Here is a 20163-nt window from a genome sequence, read left to right on the forward strand (position 1 = left end):
AAGTACGACACACAGTCCGTTCACCCTTCTGCCCGAGCGATCAACAGGACCACTCCGGCACAGGGGCGAACCCCTGAGTCAGCCTCGTACCGCTTCTTTCAGCGCATTACCAGCCTTGAACGCTGCAACCACCGTCGCAGGGAGAACAACCGCCTCACCCGTCTGTGGATTGCGTCCTGTACGCTCTGCCCGAGGGCGGGTCTCAAATGTGCCGAAGCCGGCAACCTGGACCTTCTCCTTGCCAGCGAGGGCTTCCTCAATCGCGCCGAAAACGCTGTTCACCGCCGCTTCCGCCTGTTTCTGCGTCAGTCCTGCGCCTTCCGCAACCTTGCTGGCTAACTGAGACTTGTTCATTCAACTACCTCCCAAGTTTTTGATACAACTCTACTTTAGCATGAGGCATCCGCTTAGATTAGCGATTTCCAGTGCTACTTCGCCCTTACGCTTCCTGCAACGCCCTCACAAACCTCGATATGGCCCGTTGCTTGTCACCGTACTTGTTTGCCGCAAGGAGATACAGATTCTGCTTTGCACGCGTAATTGCCACGTATGCCAGGCGCGTCTCTTCCCGGATTGCTTCCTTGGTCGTCGACTTGTTGTGAGGCAGCAACCCTTCTGCCAGTCCAGCGACGAACACATTCTCATACTCGAGTCCTTTGCTCCGGTGGATTGTAAGCAGCTGTACTGCATCCTTCTTCGGTTTTTTGCTCTGCTCGATGATCCACTCGACATACCGCAGAAACTCTGGACCCGTCCGGTACCTGGACGCTGATGTGATGAGTGAGTCAACCCACTTGATAGGGTCGTCCTCATCCTGTTCCCGAATCAGACCTTTTTGGGAGCTCACCAGCCACTCAATGGCTTTGGCAGGCTCTACAATCTGTTTTAGACGTTGGACGCATTGGACAAACCCTTGACACTTCGGATGTTGCGCGACCGCGTTCCAGCCGGCCTGCTGCATCTCTTTGACCACGGCGATTGGAATGAACCGTCGTGGCCGATTGAGTAGATGCCCCCAGACGGACGCGTCTGATGTGTCCTGGGTCGTGCGCAGGTAGTCCAGTATCACCTTCACGTCTCTGTTCTCGTAAAAGTGCACATCACCGACCACGTGGTTGGGAATCTTCAGCTCTGCGAGCGCTTCTTCATACACCCGGGACTGAATGTTGGTCCGGTACAAGATGGCGTACTCACTCCACGGCACGTCCGGATTCCGCTTGTGCAAGTCCGCAATCTCGCTTGCCACAAACTTTGCCTCTTCAATGTCCGTTTGAACCGTGACCACCTGCGTCACCGCGTCGGCGGACATTTCCCGATTGGCGACGACCTTCTTGCTCACTTGGTGACCACGGTTCAGGTCGATGATGCGATTCCCCAACTCCACAATGAGGTCATGAGACCGATAGTTCGTCGTCAAGAACACCTTTTTCGCCTGGGGAAACTGTTTGACGAATTGACCCATCAACTCAGGCTTGCTGCCTCTGAAGGAGTATATCGCTTGCCAGTCGTCTCCGATTGCACACAGGTTGTTCGTCCTCTGGACCACCTGCAGGATGAACATCCACTGGGCCATGTTCGTATCCTGAAATTCGTCGACGAGGACGTAGTCCCACCGATTCTGCCAACGCTTTGCAAATTCCCGATCGCTGCGAAACAATTCAATCGCCTGCAGCAAAAGGTCTTCAAAGTCTATCTGCTGACGGTCTGTCTTGATGGCCTCATATGCCGCGTAGACTTGCCCAAGTTTCCCTTCCACCTGGCTTGGCCACAATCCATCCGCCTTTGCTTTGAAGACCGCCGTGATGGCATCGGCCGGCTTCATGATGCCCCCTACTGCGTGGGGATTGTATTGGCTCGGTTCCTCCAATGCCTGTTCGACAAGCCAGGATGGTTCGGCCACAACCCTCCACCCGTCACCCAAGTGCGGCAACACCATTCGGTACGCCACGGAGTGGATCGTGCCAATCGTGACTTCTTTACCGGAGTCCCCTGCCACCCCAATTAAACGAGTCTTCATTTCGCTTGCTGCCTTCTTGGTGAACGTACAAGCCAGAATACGCCGTGCAGGGACACCGCTGTCCATCAGGAACTTAATCCGTTGAATGAGCATGGCTGTCTTGCCCGAACCAGCTGCCGCGATCACGATACAGGGTCCGTCCTTGTGCGTTGCCGCTTCACGTTGTGCGTCGTTGAGTTCGCCTAAGCTCGGCACAAATGGTGTCCCCCGCTTCCTTCCGCCCACCTCGCCACCCTGGCTATCGCTCGCCGGTTGCACGAGAGGTTGTTTGCGTACGCTCTGGTAGGCCGGTCTCATGTGATGGCGCGGGCAATCCCGCGCATGTTCGTGGTATGGGTTGGTGACGACCGCATACGTCGGAGGGCGAATCCGGATGCGTCGCATATGCATGGGAACAGGGCGCTCAGGTCTGCAAGTGCACAACAGTACCGCGCCAACTTCATAGAGCTCGTGGAGCAACGTTTGAACCTGCTCCCCACCAGTCGCCAACTCCTCATATGACAGGTGGTGCCTACGACCTCGGTGAACCACTTCAACCTGCAGACCCATCTGCATACCCTCCCGTCCCACCATTTACACCTATACTAACTCCGATCGCACAGGATATCACGCCAAAATGTCGCCACTTTGTATGGTCACTCAAAACGTTGACGTATAATTGCGCTATGTTAAACTAAACATGAAAAGAGAGCCGAGGTTGCACCCTCGACTCCCGGGCACCAACGCCTTGGGCGTTGTCCCTGCCCTTCAAATGTCTGATGAGCAAGTAAACCGTCCCACTGGCGCGAACCTATTGGGGGCGGTTTACTTGCGTCTTGTGGCAAGAATAACCACGGCTACAATGAGACAGCAGTGCCACGACGAACGCGGCAAACTCAATCATCAGACTGAGCGCGCTGGATACACTCATTCGGCCTCACCCCCTCCCACAACACAGTTGCGGCAGGGAGCGACCCCCAAGGTAGGTGCTTGATCTAGTCTACCATCTACTTGGGGAGTGCGTTGAGTTGTGCGAGAAACGATTCCTTCCCGCGTCTTTCGCTCACGTCCCATTCCACGTAGTGGATCAAACCCTCACGTTCGTATGTGCGATAGATGGTGCGCTTGATCTCCTTGTGTTCGTCGTACGCCGGGTCTCCGGTTCGTCCATACACTTCCACGATGACCGGAAGTTTGTGTCCGCGTAGAACAAAATCCGGACGCAATCCATCAAGTTCCTCCATGACGCGAAGTGGTTCCTCCACTGTCCAATTCCAATGGCAATCATCATCAGCCCGGAAAGGATCTGCAGCCAGCCTGTCATTCGACACTCCCCCCAATCCAGCTAACATCCCAGTTTGCCGAGGCAAATCGAATCTGGAACTGGTCCACTATTGAAAAAGCCCCTGCGATCGCCTGATCACAGGGGCCATTATCCTCACGGATGTTCTAGTGAGCTCCATCACCATAGAGTTTTTCTACATCGTACGAGCGTTTGAAAGACAAGGACACGGCTGTTGTCCCACAGGCCTATAGTTGGCGATCCTACTGGAATGAGACTGAGGCCATGAACGGATCGCATCTAATTGCACTGGCGTGCAGCCAAGGTTCTGTGTAACATATGACATCTCGATCCCAATGTTATCGAATTTCAACGCATTCTCTACAACAATCAAAGACGAGCGGGGTCAGGTTCTAAACCATTAAGCCCTGATTTCGTAGACGTCAACGAGAATGAGCAAGTCCAGGAAAGTGACGGCTATTGCCAAGTAACCGTACAGTCATCTCCTCCAGAGGTCTGTAATACGTCGCAATGGTCCGGAAACCGTCCTTTGGGCCACCTTAGTATCAGTACCGATTGCTGGGCCAGTACTTATGCCATATGACTGCATGATAGTCACCGGAATCACGACGGCAGGTCCAGAAGAGTAGGACAGAAGAGGCTCTAGAGTGGCTAGTGTTAGTATCGCAGTTTCGGCCTCTAGAATGGCGTCAACGATGATTGACTCACGGAGTCGATGTGAAGGAATATCATGCGAGGTTCGATATCGGCTTAATCCTCGATAGACGAGTGTCGATATGGCGCCATCTCTCTTTAATACTCGTACTAGTTCAGAAATGAGTGGTCTTCCGAGAACCATTTCTGATCCGTTGAGGTAAACCTTGAGAGCGGCTCCCCCTGTTTCGTGGATACTGGAGGTCATTACCTCTAATTTCGTTACCGACAGATCGATTGCAGGGACTTCTATGACATCAACCGGGATCTTCAGTTGGCGATTGAACAAAGTGTTGAGCTGACCTATGACGTCCGTCTCCGCAAAAAATTGTATGGATACGGGCAAATTGTCGCATGCATACTCAGAGTAGGCATTCTTAAAATGTCCATTGCGATCAAGCCCATATACCCCGCGAACCACCGTATATCCTTGAATGCCAGCCGGGATCAGCCATTCGGTAATTTCACGGTATACCAGCTTGCCGAATGGACGTAGCCGCTCATCGTCGTAAGTCAGAATCTCCACATACACTCCACGTGACACTTCGAAGCACCTCGCATTCCATACATTTAGTAGGATACACAGGGGCTTAAGGAGTTCCAAAGAAGAAGTGCTGGTCATTCTGCGGTTGTGATCCGAGAGCCTGCTACATCCACCTCGTCATAAGGGCTATAGTGAATCCTACGAACACGGAACTCTGAAGATACCATATTGCAGTTACTTTGCGAATGCGCATTAAGTTTCGGGCTTCTACCGACATTGTTGAAAAGGTTGTAAACCCCCCGCAGAACCCGGTACCAAGGAGTGTCCACCATACCAGATGATGACTCCCCAATGTCTGTGCAAACAGTACCAACAAAAACGTTCCCAGCATATTTATAATCCACGTACTCCATGGGAAAATACTGTCTACCAAGTTGGAAATCAATCGGCCAAGGTAGTACCGTAAAACTGCTCCCACGCTCGCCCCGACACTAGCCACTATTGCCAAAGAAACACTCAACTACATGGACGCCTCCTCGGACTCATCCGTCACAGACAAAGTAAACCTAGGTATGAATCGAAATGAGTATTCTCCAACCATCACACTAAGGACCCCACCAACAGAACTGACGATGGCATATATCACGGCAAGAAGGATATGCCCAGCTACTAACTGGGAGATACCAACCGCGAAAGTCGAGAAAGTCGTAAACGCACCAATGCCCCCTGTCCCAATTCCCGCCCGAATCCAGTTCCGAAAACCATACGTATCAGCAAGTGCGTAAAACAAACCAAGCAGGAAGCTTCCGGCCAAATTTATAACAAGTACTCCCAGTGGGAACGAACTTGGTGTCGGAAGCAGGTACTGAAGCAGATATCGACAGAATCCCCCAAGAAAACCACCCGCCATAATTGCCAAAGCTACGATGACTAACCCTCCTTCTACGTGAAAAAGGCTCCTATGGTTACTAACCATAGGAGCCATCATCCCGTTTCGGGCATTGTTCGGCGAGCTCCATCACCTCACGCAAAACATGCTATCAAATTATAGCACAGCAGTGCCAATAGCACCACTACACGCTACTGATAGACAAATATTGAACATTTTCGATTGTTGGGAAAGGAACCCGGATGCATATTCACCTGCTAGGTCAATAAAGGGCCGCGATCGGAGCAATTTTCTTGGATAACTCCAGTATCCCGTTCTTGAACGACAACATCCCACCGCGGTTCACCATAACGTATGTGGAAATTTGACGGCGGGCTTTTAAAGCGTAATACAAAGTATGACTACTGTACGCAGTCACAAAAATTACCCCGTCAACGCCGGAGAGAATATCTGCCCCCTGGTTCATTTTTGAAAAGCCAGGAACCAGAATCACCTCAGCACCTTCTTCCTCAAGAAGAACCCGATATATGTGGTGTCGGGTGTCATCGCCAACAACAGCAATTTTGCGGCCCTGCAGGATTCGCTGATGCTGTTCCTCCGACAGTTGCCGAACTGAAATGGGTGATCGCTTGTAGAGGCTGTTGACAATGTCCATGAGTTCATCTATTTCCTGAGTATGGTTCATTTTTAACTGCTGTATCTCATCTTCCAGTTCTTCGACTTTTCGAGCCAAATCACTCCTCTCGCGTGATTTGTGTTTATCTCCGTGTGCACGAAAAAAAGTCTCGACCTGCATGGTGTGGAGGATCTGCTCCAGATATCGTAGGTCTTGGTCATATGTAGCCCACAGGGTCTGGAGCCAGAACTCGCTACGGGCCGGATCTATGAACGCGGCAAATGAGGCTAGTAGATAGCCCGTGGCAACGTGTTTTGGCACCAAAGCATTCTCTACGTAGCTGACCTGCCCACAATTCGCGTACTCTTCGAGTTCTGAAATAGTCCCGTTCAGAACCAGGGATTTCAGCGTACGACCTTGCGCATCTGTCTTCGTTAGCGTCAGATATCGTTCAACGATGCGGAGCCACTCTGCCTGTTTATGACGGGACGCCCTCAAGTGTCGAAGGACAACCATCGCCTGTTCCAGCGGCGTCATCTTCCGCGTAACAGGAATTGCGTTACGCGAGGCAAACGTTTGGCGTACGTCAAAGGGCATGTTCATCCAAAGGAATACAACACCCGAATCCTTCAGAAGTTGTGTGACCTCTGCCAAAGAATACAACACCGTGAATGCCTCGTCTGCATCGAATGCCTCACCTAACAAGCACTCTTGTAGTTCAGATACGGTTACGATTAGCTCTGTCTCTTGCAGTTGTTCAAAGAATTCTTCTCGATTGTCATATCCCGCCGGGTCCGCTAAAAAACTCAGCTGCGGAATACATGCACCACCTTCAATTCGCACTCTCATCCAAAACTCTGCCAAGAGACCACTCCCCCACGGCACTGTGTTATAAGCCCTCGAAAAAAAGAAAAAACAAATGGCTCCTGCGAATGGTCAAATCCATTCGCAGGAGCCATCATCCCAAATGGGTAGTTTACGGTGAGCTCCATCACCAATTTGATATTACCATCAGTATATCTCATCACGAGGGTACTTAAAACCTTGCTTACATGGAACGTGTGTACAAAGCAGTTCTGAAGGCGATCAGCTCGCGTGTATTGATGCCACGAACCCTTCTTCCCCTATTTCATTGGCCTACTGTCGCCTCAAATCGGAGGCCCTTTTCCTCACTGAACGTTGGTCATCCTCCCACGTACCTCGACCGGTACAATAAGGTCAATGATTCCTATGACCAGCGAGGCAAAGGTGGCTCCCCATGTTGTGACTGTCATTCCAGGCACAACGAATTATGCCACCCAAATCACGACCGCGCTCGCGATGAAACCAACTACTCCTCGCCACCACCGGGTAAGTTGTGTGCCGATGATCGCCTCAACTATGCATCCAAGCATCGCGATGACGACAGCTGCGAGAATCTCAGACCAGAAGTTTGCGATGCTGAAGCCTGGCACAAGGAAAGCGATGAACATCAACACCAGTGCCGAGATAACGCAACGGACAATGGTTCCAATCCAGATCTTAGAGTTTCCTTCCTTGGTATATTTGTAGGTAGCAAAACCACGCCATGTCCAATTAAACGTTCTCACAAGACAGTAAATCCACAATGTATTACGGAAATCGCTCCCTTTCACATCCTAAGACCTTTAACATGGTACTGCTGCACGACTACATTCAGCAGAGTACCAAACTTCCGGAAGATGATCGGTTCCTTCTTTCGCAATCCAGCATACAATGGACCTAGAGCGTTACTTACGCGGTTGCGCGAAGGTGATGGAGCTCGCCATCAAACGCCACCAGGCTAATGGCTCCTATCCAGATAATCCATCTGGATAGGAGTCATTTTTGCATTTTCGAGGATTGGGGCTCGTCCGCTACGCTGACAAGTGGAAGGACCTCCATAGCATTCACTCCAGCCGTGGCGCCACAGAGCACACAGCCATCCTATCACCAGGGGGAATGAACCATGTACAAACTGCCAAACCGAGATACTCTTAAGGCCACGTCCCATGATGTATATCAGGCCAACAGTCTGAGCGATTTTTCTAAAGCGCTGCTTCAATATTGCCGCAGCGACGGACGGGCAGATGGTGCACCCCTGTGGCAGTTGTTGTACTACGGCGCGATCCGAGAACAAGAGAAGAATTCCCTGCTAGCTGTTCTGGCGCAACCGGGAACCGGAGAGGAGTTGTGGATCGCGGCGGCTCTCTCCGACAGCGAGCCCTGGCCGTCGCTCGCCAACGACTGGCCTGCGCTCCTGTGGCCAGAGCGTGAGGCATGGGAACGGACTGGCTTTGAGCCATTGGGACATCCGGACCTCGTTCCACTCTTGCAGCCACATCGCTTCGAACTTCAGGGCCGAGCACAAGGCGCTGGAGTCTTCTCACTACCGCTCGGACCGGTGCGAGCGGACGTCAGCGAGTCCGGTTTCTTCATGTTTGACACCGTCGGAGAGCAAATCATGCACATGCAGCTGCAGCTGTTTTACAAGCACCGCGGCGTTGAACAACTGGCGATTGGGCAGCCCATTGACCACGTCCTGCTCATCTCGGAACGCATCTCCGGCACGGCGACTGCGAGCCACGCATGCGCATACGTTACGGCGGTGGAGCGAGCGATACAATGGCGTGCGCCGGTAGAGATTCAGCGCGAGCGCCAACTCTGGATAGAACTCGAACGAATGTACAACTACGCGCACGACCTATCCCAACTCGCATCCGCTGCCGGCATGACCGTTGGGCAAGCACAGTTGGCGCGAGTGAAAGAGGAGTGCTTGAGGCTGGCTGGTGGCCTCTCTGGGTCGCGCTACCTTCGCGGCTCCATCCAGCTGTTTCGCGCATCCGGTCTGGATTGGAAGGCTGTGATGCCGACCCTCGAATCTCGTCTGCTGGCCATCGACAAGCGATTCGCTCGCTTTGTCCGGTTGCTCCGGCGAACGCCATCGTTCGTCGACCGCCTTGTCGGTACAGGCATTGTGAACCGAGCCTGGGTAGACGAGTATGGATTAGTCGGTCCCACCGCGCGGGCATGCGGGATCACGACAGACGTTCGAAACGACTTCCCACCGAAGTTCCAGAATGCAGGGTACGAAGTGTGTACGGCCGGGACTGGAGTTGGTGATGCGAAAGCCAGGTTTGACGTGCGTGTCGCCGAGTGGCACGTGTCAGTCGCTATGGTCCGCCATCTCGCCAGCGAGCTAGCCAACGCGAACCCAAGGGGCGCCTGCGTTGCCATCCGCGCTCAGACTGAGGGCTGGGGTGTTGGAACAGTGGAGGGGCCGCGCGGCCGGATCGCCCACGTCGTCGCTGTCGAAGACGGGCGCGTCAAGTTTTTCGGTGTCCGCTCCGCTTCGAGTTGGATCTGGCCAGTCTTTGGACTCGCCACCGCAAACGGCAACATCCAAACCGACTTTCCGGTCATTGACGCGAGCTTGGGGCTGTCCTATGCAGGTGTCGATCGCTAGTTTGTGCCCACGCGCCAGCGTGGATTGGGTTGTTCTCCGCCCCCGGTTCGACATCTGTCGATTGATGAGGAGTTCCGAAGATGACGTTAAAGCAAGCAGATTGCCCTGTGACTACCTTCAGAGACCGTTCGGACCAGCTTGAGCCGTGTGTTCAGCAGCTGGGTGTCACCCGTTTCAATTGAACTACAGGCGTGAACCTGCGTGACGTGAGACGGTGGTCTTGGGAGATACATCACTATGCAGCCGAGACAGGTTAAGACAGATAGGGTGAACTAAGATCCACTCTCATTTTCATTCGTCTGTCAATGTGGCATAATCAACGAACGCGTTTAGGCGCAATTTCTGCATAGCGCCGCTTTCAATTTGACGAATGCGCTCGCGTGTCAGCCCGTATAGTCGCGCAACCTCCTCCAAGGTCTTCGGCTCAAATCGACCCAATCCAAACCGCAAGCGAATAATGTCCCGCTGCCTGGCACTAAGGGTGGAAAGTATCTGTTCCACTGCCTGTCTTCTGGCATGCTGTTCAACGATTTGAAACGCAATGTCTGACCCAGGATCCGCTACGAACTCCTTCAGTTGCACGTTTTCTTCTTCACCGATTGGGGTCTCAAGTGAAAGCGGGTCATGGATCATGCTTTGTAACACAGTGACCATTTCAGGGCTGACTCCAAATTTACTCGCGATCTCCTCAACCGTTGGTTCAGTCCCCCGTTCGGCTAGTATCCGATACTGGAATTTCTGAATCCTTTGCATGGCCTCAAAGGAACGTACAGGTAACCGAATGGTTCTCGATTTCTCTGCCAAAGCCCGACTTATCGCCTGCCTAATCCACCAAGTTGCATATGTACTAAACTTGAATCCCTTTGTGTAATCGAATTTTCTTGCCGCCGTCATCAACCCCATATTTCCTTCCTGAACGAGGTCTTCCAGTTCCAACCCACGATTCACATACCGCTTTGCTATACTAATCACAAGTCGCAAGTTCGCCTCGACCAGTTTCTTCTCCGCTTCCCGATCTCCTTGCGACACACGCTTGCCTAGCTCGACCTCTTCTTCCGCACTCAGCAGGAGTTTTTCACCGATACTTTCCAAGTACAAATTCATGATGGGGTTTCTATCACGCGTGTTGTTAGTGTACAAGCGACACCATCCTCGTAACGTGCCAAACACGTCAAGAAATAATAAAAAAATAAAATAAGGCTCCTGCGGGCCAACAAGACCGCAGGAGCCATTATCCCAATGGGCGGTTAAGGTGAGCTCCATCACCTACCTACACAACGTAACTTTAATTACACTTTTCAAGAAATGCAAATCAATTAGATTCGCGCCTATATCTTGCAAGTGTCGGTAACAACGAGGCGCCAGTGGAAGGCCGACACGGAAGAACTTGACGTTCCAAAACCGACGAGATATCATATGGCTAAGGATTCGTTTATTGAATACCCTCAGCGGTGGAGTTCGCTGAATTCGAGATTTATTGCGTTAAAACGCCAATGACTCCTGACCCCGCAAGAAGTGGGCAGGGAGATATTGGTATTCTTTGCGTTTCCTCTCCTGTCCGATGAACCGGCCAACACATATCAGGAGGAGAGGCACATGCACCATGATCTGCTCGATGTAATGCTTTGGATTGTATCTATTGTCGTAGCTGGATTGTTTTCTATCCGGATAATCGCAGCTATCTACATGTTGAAGGCAACCATGAAGACTGTCAAACGGGTTGCAAAGGTACTCAACCAAACGAGTCACGAAGAATCAACAAAAGGTTAGAATCCTGGGGTACGAGTTACGCCACCACATCACTAAAACATAGGACTGCGGGAAGACAGTGGAGTCACCAAGGAAGCCCAAACTCTCTTTCACATCGTTGCGGGACGTCATTCCGTATGACGCTTGTAAGTAAGGTACAACCTGACGCGAGGAGAATGGCCACGATGAAGCAAGTTACGGACGGAATTGCCATGCTCGACTTGTCGACCGACATGGGCGGATACCAAGTGGAGATTCATCCGACTCTAATTTGGGATGACAAGGATGCAGTACTTGTTGACGCAGGACTGTCTGGAATGGTGCCAACCATACGGTACGAAATGGAAGCAGCCGGTGTGCCGCTGGAGCGACTGACATGGATCGTGCTCACGAATCAGGACGTAGACCACATGGCCGGGGCCGAGGAATTACTCGCCGCTGTGGGGCATCGGGTGTTGGTGATTGCTCATGTGAAGGATACGCCGTATATCGAAGGCGAAAAGCCACTAATGAAACACAACGCGTCGAGAGGTCCAGTGCCCAAGGTACGCGTTGACATAATGGTCAACCACGCCGACGTGCTGCCCGTGGCAGGAGGACTGACTGTTATCTACACACCGGGTCACACGCCCGGTCACATGAGTATCTACCACCGCAACACCAAAACTCTGATTGTCGCTGATGCCAGTGAGTGCAGAAACGGTAAATTGACGGGTCCCAACAAGGAGTGCACGCCCGACATGGCAGAGGCCCTCCGGTCGCTCACCAACTTGGCAACATACGACGTCAAACGCGCGGTCTGCTATCACGGCGGTTTGTGTGACAGGAACGTCAATGAACAGATACGCAAGTTGGCAGGTCAGGCGTACGGCGTTGCTAATAGTCGTTGCGGTTGTAATTTTACTGACCCTCGAACTGGTCATTCAACTGCTGCGCGGCCCCTTAGTCTGTTGATCGGTCGATGGGGACATACCGTGCCCACTCTTCCATCACGTCCTCAGCAAAGACGCCGTGTCGACTGTGAAGCGAACCATCTGGGAAGTGACGTTGACGTTTGAAGCGATCACACTGATCTTGATTGTCCTCGACAAAGCTAGCCCTTCTCAAGTGAACGCCATGAACAAGGTGAGCACCGGGACTAACAGAGACACGATCGGTGGCGCCGCGAAGCACACGTACGGCGCAATACCGTGGCTCCACAACTGGTCGAGTTGCCGCGCATCGTGTTGGTGACGCCGCTCAACAAAGAGTTCTCGACCAATAGAAGGAGTAAGTCCGAGCAAGCGCGGGCCGAGTATTGTTCAGCCGTACCGCGATCTGCGCAAACTGTTTGTTAAGGAAACGCTGTTGCCAAAAGATGCGGCGCTCTTGCACGGGCTGAACGACATGGACGACCTCCGTTCGAGTGTCTGGCGCGGTCAACCCCATACGGGTGCAGATCACACAAGAATGGTTTCTGTCCGGAGTTCCCCCGGATAAAAGCCATTAGTCTCTTACCGTTTGATGTCTAAATCCTTCACCACCAACTCCTACTCAACAAAACGCTCTATTTCAGCGGGATACGAAAAGCAACGTCTGAACTCCTGCCCGCTTCAGTTCTCGTTATTTTCCCGCTATCTTCGCCTCCAGATTTGGCACCCTCGCTGCGAGCCACACAAAACCCGCCAGCGCAAAGACGGCAGCCAGCGCAAAAGCGAGCACGTGCGAGCCGAGCGTCCACACACCGCCAGCGAGTGCAGCGGAGACTAGAGCGCCGATGCCGAGCATAGCAGCGTGGAGGCCAAGACCGCTCCCCTTCACAGGGTCGGTCAGGCTGAGCGAGACATACGTCTTCTGCGCGGCGTCCTGGGTGCCCGTAGAGAGGCCGGTCAGAGTGAACAGAATCGCATAGAACCAGATTGCGGCAGGTGCGGCCGCGAAGCCCACAAGGGCAACGAACAGGATAGCGTAGCCGGCAAGCAAAACCGGCCGCGATCCGACGCGGTCAATTGCGGTTCCGGCAATCACGGCAGTCAAACTGTACACCACGTTGTGCCAAGCGTAGAGGGCGATCCCGATGATCGCCGCAGTCTTTGTTCCGTATGCCGGGGCAAGCGCAGTCGTCGCTGCGAGAATGAAGAAGGTTGGTGCCACATTGCCCATCGCGAACATCGTGTCGGCGGCGAGGAGGCTGCGGTAAGCCGAGGGCAAGGACCGCAGCTGGAGCCTCGCATTACCTGTCGGTTGACTGCCATCGGCTGGCGTGCCGCGTGCAGTGTCCGCTGTTTTTCGTGATTGCTGACGCGGGTCGCGAACGAACACCGCGATCGCAAGGACAGACAGCAGGCTCGGGAGGGCGCTCAGCCAGAACAACTTCGAGTAGCCGAGGGCACCGAGCAGAAACACGGCCAAGAGTGGCCCAATCAGCGCGCCCACCGTGTCCATTGCCTCGCGAAAGCCGAGCGCGCGCCCGAGTGCTTCGGGCGGAACGGTTTCAACGATCAAGGAGTCGCGAAGTGGCCCGCGAAACCCACGGGCGATCCACGCGACGGTGCGGAGCAATACTAACCAAGGCCACACGGAGACGAGTGCATACAGGCATTTGAGCACCGTGCCCGCGTACCCGACGATGAGCCATGGGCGGCGGTTCGTGACCGCGCCAGCATCTCGGCCTCCTCGCAAACCGGCGAAGCTCTGCGCGAGCCCAGACACCCCCTCGATGAGACCGAGTGCGATGGCGGGAGCACCAAGAGCTACGAGGAAGCCCGGTGTAAGTGCGGTGACAAGTTCGTGTCCCATGTCACTAAACAAAGAGGCGAGCGAGAATCCCCACACAATCGGCGTCAACCAGGACCGTTTGCGCATCACTATTTCCTCCTGCATTGTGGTAGTCGCCCTTCCTGGACACAAAAAAGAACTGACGGCTACGAGGATTCGTAGAAGCCATCAGCCGACGTCGGCGGTTTTCGTCAAGGGGGCCTCATCCCTCTGCCATCATTGTACCTTTCCCTTCCCTGCCCCACAATGTATCGAACGATATGCTACACTGAATGAACAAGCTAAGGGTTTGGTAGCATTTGGAGGTGTCTGTTTTGTCTGAATCCGGGACACTGCTGCACATTTACCTGCACGAAAGCGACCGGACAAAGGCCTTTGGCAATCCCGTCTTCGAGGATATCGTCAAGTATCTGTTTGAGAACGGCGATCCCGGTGTGACGGTCCTTCGAGGCGAAGCTGGCCTCGACAAGAAAGGCCACGTTCTCGATGCTCATACAGAGTACATCTCCTATGAGCTGCCAATCGAGATGCAGATCTACGGACCGACCGATCAAATCAGCCGCATCGTAGCCAGCGTAAATGAGCCAGTCCAAAAGGTCGGCGGTCAGATGGTGACGATTCCTGAAGTGTTGGACATGAAAGCAGAGGGAGGTAGAGAGAAAATGAAGGATGAGGATTCACTGCTGCGCGTATACATGAAGGAAGACGATCAATATCACCATGTCCCTTTGTATGAGGCATTGCTCAAAATGCTGCAACAGCAGGGCCTGTACTGGGTCACAGTCGCGCGAAACTTGGAAGGGTTCGGCAAGGAGCATGTCATTCACAAGGCGCAGTTGTTCCATCCCGCACATCACCTCTCTCTCTCGATGGAGGCCGTAATTCCAGCCTTAAAACTGAAAGACATTATGACCACCATCCAACCGTTGCTTGAGTCCGCATCCGGTCCTGCCATCCTGCTGCAGGGACGCCTGTTTCACAAGTGACAGGCATCGCCACATCGGCGGTATTCACCCCTGCTTTCCTTCTAGGGCAGCGGTTGTTGCCTGTTCAAACACCTCCTCGTACAGATCCCGACCGAAACTCGTTGACAGCGGGCGCCCTGGTTCAATCCGAAACGTCCGCTTCCCTTCCTCTGTCCGCATCGCGCGAAGAAACAGCGTGTCCTCCCTCTGCTCACCGTACAGCTTGCCTGCAAAGGCATAGAGGTGCGTGACAAACACCACCTGTACGCTATGTTCGACCAAGGCTTCGATAATCTGTCGCGCCACCTCTGAACCTTCGCGTTCGTTCGTTGCGGCAAACGACTCATTGCAGAGCAACAAGGCTTCAGGGCTGATCTGATCGACGATGTGACTCATGCGGCTGAGTTCTTCATCGAATTTCCCTTGGTTCATCTCTGCATCTTCTTCTTTCCGGAAGTGTGTGAACACTGCTTCAACAGTGTTCGCAGTCAGCGACCGAGCGGGTACAAACATCCCGCTTTGCATCATCAACTGCGTGATGCCAACGCTGCGGAGAAAGGTTGACTTTCCGCCCTGATTTGCGCCGGTCACCACCCACAGGTCCTTCCCGTCAGCACTCAGGTCATTGCCGACAACCTGCTGTTGTGTGTTCAAGCAGAGGCAGATATCGTAAATACCCTGCGCGTACCAATGGCGCTCACGTGCGTCAAGCGGCGTCGGGAAGCATGTGGGCGCACCAATCCTCACCAGACCGTCCGACACGTTTAGGCAGCCGACAAAGAACGCCACTTCCGCTTTGAGCTGGTGAAAGAACGAGAGGATGTGGTCCGCAGACTGTGCCAGCGCGTTCGCGGCCTGGTTCGTTCCACGGTCCTTCATTTCTGCAAGGACCCGATGACCTGCCTCGTCCCGAGCGGATAGGTGAAACGTGTAGCCGCGCCGTCTGCCCAGCACCAGACCCAGCCAGTTGGGCCCCCTGTTCTCGTCCTGCACAAGCGTGTAGTGAGTACCGCGGTTCCCAGGACCCAGTTGTACGCGTAACAACATTCCGTTGTCGATGTCAAAGCGTTTTAGATGGGCGCGCACCCGTTCTAAGTAGTCGTCGGATAATTCAACTTGAACCATATCAAACAGCGCAGTTAAACCAGCGGATTCAACTCTGTTGCGATTCTGATCTGCAATCGACCGAAGTTTGTGCAGCGCCTCCATCAGCAACTGTAGCAGGCGGACGGACTGATAGATAACTCCGGACGGATTCTTCGTGAAGATGCCGAGGTAGTTTTTGCGCCGCGCTTCCAGCGTCTCTGAGGCGAGTTCGTACATCTCCCGTGCCAGCTCCGGCGAACGCAGAAAAACCTTCAGAACGTCTTGGCGGTAGACAATCGTGCCTGGATCCGATATACCACAGAGAATCGCCGTACGGGCAGAGTTAAACAGGAACTCGTCGCGTTGTGCCATCGCGTCGAAGAGTGGTGTAAGTGCCAGGTCATCGATGAGTTCTTGCGCGTTTGGCGGCAGCGTCTGGTTGAGATCAAAGTCTCGGTCCGGATACATCAGGTGAACCTTCATGATGACAACCGCTCCTTCAACTGAGTATAGGTCAGGCGGTGTTTCTGCGCGATCGACAGGGCATAGGAGAGACCGTCCGCAGGATGGCGTATAACCTTGAACGTACGCACTGCAGGATTGTCCTCGCACACAGTGCTCGTCATGCTGACCGTCTGCTCGCCAAGGGAAGCCAGTTCGTCGATAAAGGTGACCAATACGCACGGGGCGTCAAGCCGCATCACGGCGTCCATCGCCCTTTTGCCCAGGTAGATCCCGTCCTCGAGCGACGTGGAACTGAAGATTTCATTGATGATTAGGATTGAGCGAGGTGTCGCCTGGTCAAGGATGTCCCGAAGCCGAAGCAAATCGTCTTTCAGCTTGCCATTTCGGTCTGCGGCGTGCTCCTCCCGCTCGAAGTGCGTGTGGATTTGATCGAACAGGTAGAGCTGTGCCTCTTTGGCTGGCACCGGACAGCCTAGGCTGGCGAGGTAGTGCAGTTGTCCAAACATGCGCGCGAAGGTGGTCTTCCCACCTTGGTTGGGACCCGACACAACGAGGATGCGTTCCCTGCCTCGCAGCCAGAAATCATTTGGAACCACAGGCTCCCCATCGGTTGCCAACTTCTGCGCTAGCGGCAAGTCAACGGCTTCCTTTACGCTTACCTCTTTGCTGTTGTCCGACACAACTGGGTAACAGAAGGCCAGTCGACGATTGCGGAGCCTCGAGATATAGTTGATGTACACCATATAAAACTGGATCTCGCGGTCAAATGTGACCACTCCTTCGTCCAAAAAATCCTGGTGTTCTACATTCAATTGCTCCAGTTTGGCAAACTCATTTGGAAACAGCTTGGTGAGTCCATCGACGACAAGCGCATCCACGTGACTCATTTGCATCCAGTCGGAAAACTTAACTCTGTAGTCCTTAACCTCACCCTGCCTAAACTTGGCGAAGGTCTCCTCAATCTCAACACTGTAGTCAGGTTCCGACCCAGAAGGCTGCACGGTCACGGAATCTCCTTTGATAAAAACGCAGTATCGAATGGCCCGCAGACCCCGATTCGTGTTTTCTACATCGTCCGCCAGCTTTCGAAACGAACCTGAAGACACGTACACTCGCAGGTTCTCGCGATACGTCTGCAGGCCCTGTGACTTCAGTTCCACTGTGTCCAGACCCTTTGCTAGCAACAGGGCAGCGCGACAGTAAATTTGCACCATTTCCAGGAACCACGCCTTCTCCTGCGCCGGGTAGTACAGGCGTTGCATTTCCTTCTGATACCTGCGTACCCGCTGCATCTCCTCCGCGAAGTCCGCAATCACAGCATGAACCGGTGGGCGTTCGACGTCCCGCATCACCTGCTGTCGGAAATGAATGACATCCGTCGTTGTTGCTGGCGTGTAAAAGAACGGCTTGAGATTGTAGTCCTCGCGTCCGCGTGTTAAATCGTCTACGACCTGATCGAGATTCAGGTCGGTGAAGAATTCAGGCATCGTCGTCTGCGCCGACCAACCGCTAGAAGGTGTCAGGACACTCGTGAACGTCATATCGCATTCCCTCCATTCTCACACTCGACACAGTCACAACAAGTGTGGGAACCACAAATACCGCCGCTGCTGGGGGAGTTACAGATAAATAAGGCTCCTGCAGTCGGCTGTCGCCAAATCTGCAGGAGCCATTATCCCAGCGGGATGTTGACGGTGAGCTCCATCACCAGATGTTCTTTGATCCAAGTATAGCTCATGGGAGAACGGAATGGGAATATGGAAACGCTTCGCGTTGAGCCTCACCCCTTGCCTGTATCCGGATAGGCGCATGGATCCGCCTTCTATGTAGTTAACTTGTCCCACATCTCACTCTGCGACCAGATTGTTTAGCAGCATGCGAGGGCGTAGTATTTGAACACGAATCGGCAGGCGGTCGGTCGGAGCATGCATTCTCCGTAATAGAAGAGTACCCCCACGTACACGTCGCTGACCATATCCTCTGTTCCCCCCAACCCCACAGTTATCCCATCACCTGGTGAACTCCGACCAAAATGAGTAGCAGGCCGGCAGCAAAGGAGGAGTATTTCCCAAGAAGACGTGCAATGACTCCGATGCCCACCACGTTTCCGAGCCAAATCATGATGTAGCCCCAGAGAGTAATGCTGATTACAGTTGACCAAAGGGCCGCCACGTGGGAGACAGTCGCTCCAAACCCACTGGCAACGTTGGTGAAGGACAAGGCGAGGCCAAGAATGATGCCCTCTTTCCAACCTGGTTTCTTGATTTCCATTTGTCGCTGTTCCTTCGAAACAAGGGGGTGGATGTAACCTGCGTACCAAAAGAACAGTCCGATGCAGACGAGGACAATGCACGCAGCCCATTGTGCTTCGGCGACAGTGAGATAGTGTGAGATGACTTCACCCGCATACGCCCCAAGGACGGCTGTGCAAAAACCGACCGCGTTGACGACAGTGTTGACCCAGTGAGGGAATTTGATCTTGTCGCTGCCGTACGAAATGCCTGTTCCACAGTTGTCGAAGTTCGACCCGATTCCAATGAGATTCACCGTAACAAACGCACTTAACCAGCTCATCCCCTTCGCCTCCGCCGAGAGTTTTTGACACACAGCAGAGGGGTAGGTACCACGGTTAAGCGGGAATGTTCAATCATATCTGGCCGGATACACACCACCAGACAGCTTCCCTACGCCTCCGCCTTTCGGTCCCTGTAAGGTTATGGGACTAGGCTGCCTGATGCGTGGACGAAGTGACCAAGCCAAAAGCCTGTTTCGTGGTTGTCCGCACGGGCCAGTGCGTGTGCCCTGTTCAAATGGCACTTCAATCCCTTTTCTGTACAGTGGGACCTGCTTCCACGGCGGCTGTCATACTTGTCCGGCATTCGCATACATTGACTGAATACAGAGGACGTTATTTTGCTCATCCCGTACATCGCTTGAATGTGGGGCCATACCGGAGGCCTTTAAGGAGGCCAACATGCAACAATTAGCAACTGTCTTTGTGCTCAATCTATTGACAAGCATTGATAACGCCATCGTTATTGGTGGCATTGCTCAGAAAACCCGCCACAACTTAATGATTGTTGGACTTGTTTCAGCGATAATCCTGGCGGCCTGCCGTACTGCGCTGATCATCGGAGTCTTGTCATTTGTAAACATCCCAGGATTTCGTATCGGACTGGGACTGGTGGTCCTTTTTGTGGCTCTTCGCTTGTCTCAGATTTCACCATCCCCACAACGCAAAGAGCTTTCATTTTCGAGGCTTGTTTTCGTGATTGTTGTAACAGACTTGGCACTCAGTGTGGATAATGTTGTAAGCTTATCGGTTGTCACAAAGAATCCGTGGACCGTGGGGACTGGTATACTGCTTAGCTTAATCCCACTCTTAATGCTCATCCCGGTGTTCGTGAATATCATGGAGAGAATCATGTGGATACAAATTCTTGCTGCCGGTTTCGTGGCAGAGCTAGGGGCGGATGCGATTACAGATGACAAGCTTGTAGTATCCAGGATGCCGACCGGATGGAGGGAGGTAGTAATTCGTGCATCGGTGGCACTCATTGTGATTCTCTACGGGATCTGGCGAATCTACCACAATCGAAAATGGCCACCTACGCAGCAGTAATGAATGGTTCGCATCACCGCCCAAAAATCACCTTGACCACACAGGGCGAAAGTTCAAGCTTCCAGAATGATGTAC

The 20163-nt window shown here is 53.3% G+C and carries 18 protein-coding genes, 1 pseudogene and 6 riboswitches; of the genes and pseudogenes, 5 read left to right on the forward strand and 14 right to left on the reverse strand.

Annotated elements, in window-relative coordinates; all coding sequences use genetic code 11:
• Positions 1–78: 78 nt before the first annotated feature.
• The 9 genes and pseudogenes from JC200_RS23665 to JC200_RS23700 form a co-directional block, all read right to left on the reverse strand.
• Positions 79–354, reverse strand: a complete 276-nt coding sequence (locus JC200_RS23665) for an HU family DNA-binding protein (RefSeq protein ID WP_274436755.1) — start codon at positions 352–354, stop codon at positions 79–81.
• A gap of 85 nt (positions 355–439) precedes the next feature.
• On the reverse strand, positions 440–2566 hold the full coding sequence (locus tag JC200_RS23670; RefSeq protein ID WP_274436756.1) for an ATP-dependent helicase: 2127 nt from the start codon (positions 2564–2566) through the stop codon (positions 440–442).
• Positions 2567–2807: 241 nt separating this feature from the next.
• Positions 2808–2927, reverse strand: coding sequence for a putative holin-like toxin (locus JC200_RS23675; RefSeq protein WP_274436757.1), 120 nt, complete (start codon positions 2925–2927; stop codon positions 2808–2810).
• A gap of 76 nt (positions 2928–3003) precedes the next feature.
• Entirely contained in the window at positions 3004–3261 is a 258-nt protein-coding gene (locus tag JC200_RS23680) for a hypothetical protein (RefSeq protein WP_274436758.1), read from the reverse strand.
• Between the two features lie 516 nt (positions 3262–3777).
• Entirely contained in the window at positions 3778–4518 is a 741-nt protein-coding gene (locus JC200_RS23685; protein WP_274436759.1) for a DUF190 domain-containing protein, read from the reverse strand.
• Between the two features lie 121 nt (positions 4519–4639).
• Positions 4640–4975 (reverse strand): fluoride efflux transporter FluC, encoded by a 336-nt coding sequence (locus tag JC200_RS24650; protein ID WP_443111939.1) that lies wholly within the window; start codon positions 4973–4975, stop codon positions 4640–4642.
• Between the two features lie 21 nt (positions 4976–4996).
• Positions 4997–5452 carry a fluoride efflux transporter FluC gene (locus tag JC200_RS23690; protein WP_274436760.1) on the reverse strand — a complete coding sequence of 152 codons (456 nt, stop codon included), beginning with the start codon at positions 5450–5452 and terminating at the stop codon, positions 4997–4999.
• Positions 5445–5508, reverse strand: a riboswitch (Fluoride riboswitch). Its footprint overlaps the gene before it by 8 nt.
• 119 nt (positions 5509–5627) lie before the next feature.
• Positions 5628–6845, reverse strand: a complete 1218-nt coding sequence (locus tag JC200_RS23695) for a hypothetical protein (protein WP_274436761.1) — start codon at positions 6843–6845, stop codon at positions 5628–5630.
• A gap of 78 nt (positions 6846–6923) precedes the next feature.
• Positions 6924–6986, reverse strand: a riboswitch (Fluoride riboswitch).
• Between the two features lie 164 nt (positions 6987–7150).
• Positions 7151–7453: pseudogene (locus JC200_RS23700) on the reverse strand (phage holin family protein).
• A gap of 288 nt (positions 7454–7741) precedes the next feature.
• A riboswitch (Fluoride riboswitch) is annotated at positions 7742–7802 on the forward strand.
• Between the two features lie 145 nt (positions 7803–7947).
• On the opposite strand from JC200_RS23700, the gene JC200_RS23705 reads away from it, so the two are divergent.
• A complete protein-coding gene (locus tag JC200_RS23705; protein ID WP_274436762.1) occupies positions 7948–9444 on the forward strand; it encodes a hydrogenase large subunit in 1497 nt (498 codons plus the stop codon).
• A 291-nt stretch (positions 9445–9735) separates the two neighbouring features.
• On the opposite strand, the gene JC200_RS23710 is transcribed toward JC200_RS23705, so the two are convergent.
• Complete coding sequence (locus JC200_RS23710; protein ID WP_274436763.1) at positions 9736–10584, reverse strand: sigma-70 family RNA polymerase sigma factor; 849 nt, start codon at positions 10582–10584, stop codon at positions 9736–9738.
• 75 nt (positions 10585–10659) lie between these two features.
• Positions 10660–10720: riboswitch (Fluoride riboswitch) on the reverse strand.
• A 320-nt stretch (positions 10721–11040) separates the two neighbouring features.
• Between JC200_RS23710 and JC200_RS23715 the strand changes: the two genes are divergently transcribed.
• Together JC200_RS23715 and JC200_RS23720 are read left to right on the forward strand one after the other, a co-directional pair.
• The gene (locus JC200_RS23715; protein ID WP_274436764.1) at positions 11041–11214 is read left to right on the forward strand and encodes a hypothetical protein; all 174 of its coding nucleotides are present in this window, start codon (positions 11041–11043) and stop codon (positions 11212–11214) included.
• A gap of 164 nt (positions 11215–11378) precedes the next feature.
• Positions 11379–12251: an MBL fold metallo-hydrolase gene (locus JC200_RS23720; protein WP_274436765.1), complete on the forward strand. Its 873-nt coding sequence runs from the start codon at positions 11379–11381 to the stop codon at positions 12249–12251.
• A 544-nt stretch (positions 12252–12795) separates the two neighbouring features.
• Here the strand turns inward: JC200_RS23720 and JC200_RS23725 are convergent.
• On the reverse strand, positions 12796–14037 hold the full coding sequence (locus JC200_RS23725) for an MFS transporter (protein ID WP_274436766.1): 1242 nt from the start codon (positions 14035–14037) through the stop codon (positions 12796–12798).
• A 65-nt stretch (positions 14038–14102) separates the two neighbouring features.
• Positions 14103–14169: riboswitch (Fluoride riboswitch) on the reverse strand.
• 95 nt (positions 14170–14264) lie between these two features.
• Here JC200_RS23725 and JC200_RS23730 point away from each other — a divergent pair.
• The gene (locus JC200_RS23730) at positions 14265–14936 is read left to right on the forward strand and encodes a DUF190 domain-containing protein (protein ID WP_274436767.1); all 672 of its coding nucleotides are present in this window, start codon (positions 14265–14267) and stop codon (positions 14934–14936) included.
• A gap of 24 nt (positions 14937–14960) precedes the next feature.
• Here the strand turns inward: JC200_RS23730 and JC200_RS23735 are convergent, their stop codons facing one another.
• The 3 genes from JC200_RS23735 to JC200_RS23745 form a co-directional block, all read right to left on the reverse strand.
• The gene (locus tag JC200_RS23735) at positions 14961–16484 is read right to left on the reverse strand and encodes a MutS-related protein (protein WP_274436768.1); all 1524 of its coding nucleotides are present in this window, start codon (positions 16482–16484) and stop codon (positions 14961–14963) included.
• The gene (locus JC200_RS23740; protein ID WP_274436769.1) at positions 16481–18007 is read right to left on the reverse strand and encodes a MutS-related protein; all 1527 of its coding nucleotides are present in this window, start codon (positions 18005–18007) and stop codon (positions 16481–16483) included. The genes JC200_RS23735 and JC200_RS23740 overlap by 4 nt, the downstream gene beginning before the upstream one ends.
• A gap of 115 nt (positions 18008–18122) precedes the next feature.
• Positions 18123–18184, reverse strand: a riboswitch (Fluoride riboswitch).
• Positions 18185–18467: 283 nt separating this feature from the next.
• Positions 18468–19040, reverse strand: a complete 573-nt coding sequence (locus JC200_RS23745; RefSeq protein WP_274436770.1) for a manganese efflux pump MntP — start codon at positions 19038–19040, stop codon at positions 18468–18470.
• A gap of 400 nt (positions 19041–19440) precedes the next feature.
• Between JC200_RS23745 and JC200_RS23750 the strand changes: the two genes are divergently transcribed.
• Positions 19441–20088 carry a TerC family protein gene (locus JC200_RS23750; RefSeq protein WP_274436771.1) on the forward strand — a complete coding sequence of 216 codons (648 nt, stop codon included), beginning with the start codon at positions 19441–19443 and terminating at the stop codon, positions 20086–20088.
• Positions 20089–20163 lie beyond the last annotated feature (75 nt).

Source organism: Alicyclobacillus sp. ALC3 (genome assembly GCF_028751195.1).
In the GTDB taxonomy this organism is placed as follows: domain Bacteria; phylum Bacillota; class Bacilli; order Alicyclobacillales; family Alicyclobacillaceae; genus Alicyclobacillus_L.

Coding starts and splice junctions, on each gene's coding strand:
- JC200_RS23705 (WP_274436762.1), top strand. CDS start 7,948: ATGTACAAACTGCCAAACCGAGATACTCTTAAGGCCACGTCCCATGAT.
- JC200_RS23740 (WP_274436769.1), bottom strand. CDS start 18,007: ATGACGTTCACGAGTGTCCTGACACCTTCTAGCGGTTGGTCGGCGCAG.
- JC200_RS23720 (WP_274436765.1), top strand. CDS start 11,379: ATGAAGCAAGTTACGGACGGAATTGCCATGCTCGACTTGTCGACCGAC.
- JC200_RS23725 (WP_274436766.1), bottom strand. CDS start 14,037: ATGCGCAAACGGTCCTGGTTGACGCCGATTGTGTGGGGATTCTCGCTC.
- JC200_RS23675 (WP_274436757.1), bottom strand. CDS start 2,927: ATGAGTGTATCCAGCGCGCTCAGTCTGATGATTGAGTTTGCCGCGTTC.
- JC200_RS23745 (WP_274436770.1), bottom strand. CDS start 19,040: ATGAGCTGGTTAAGTGCGTTTGTTACGGTGAATCTCATTGGAATCGGG.
- JC200_RS23670 (WP_274436756.1), bottom strand. CDS start 2,566: ATGGGTCTGCAGGTTGAAGTGGTTCACCGAGGTCGTAGGCACCACCTG.
- JC200_RS23715 (WP_274436764.1), top strand. CDS start 11,041: ATGCACCATGATCTGCTCGATGTAATGCTTTGGATTGTATCTATTGTC.
- JC200_RS23690 (WP_274436760.1), bottom strand. CDS start 5,452: ATGGTTAGTAACCATAGGAGCCTTTTTCACGTAGAAGGAGGGTTAGTC.
- JC200_RS23750 (WP_274436771.1), top strand. CDS start 19,441: ATGCAACAATTAGCAACTGTCTTTGTGCTCAATCTATTGACAAGCATT.
- JC200_RS23665 (WP_274436755.1), bottom strand. CDS start 354: ATGAACAAGTCTCAGTTAGCCAGCAAGGTTGCGGAAGGCGCAGGACTG.
- JC200_RS23735 (WP_274436768.1), bottom strand. CDS start 16,484: ATGAAGGTTCACCTGATGTATCCGGACCGAGACTTTGATCTCAACCAG.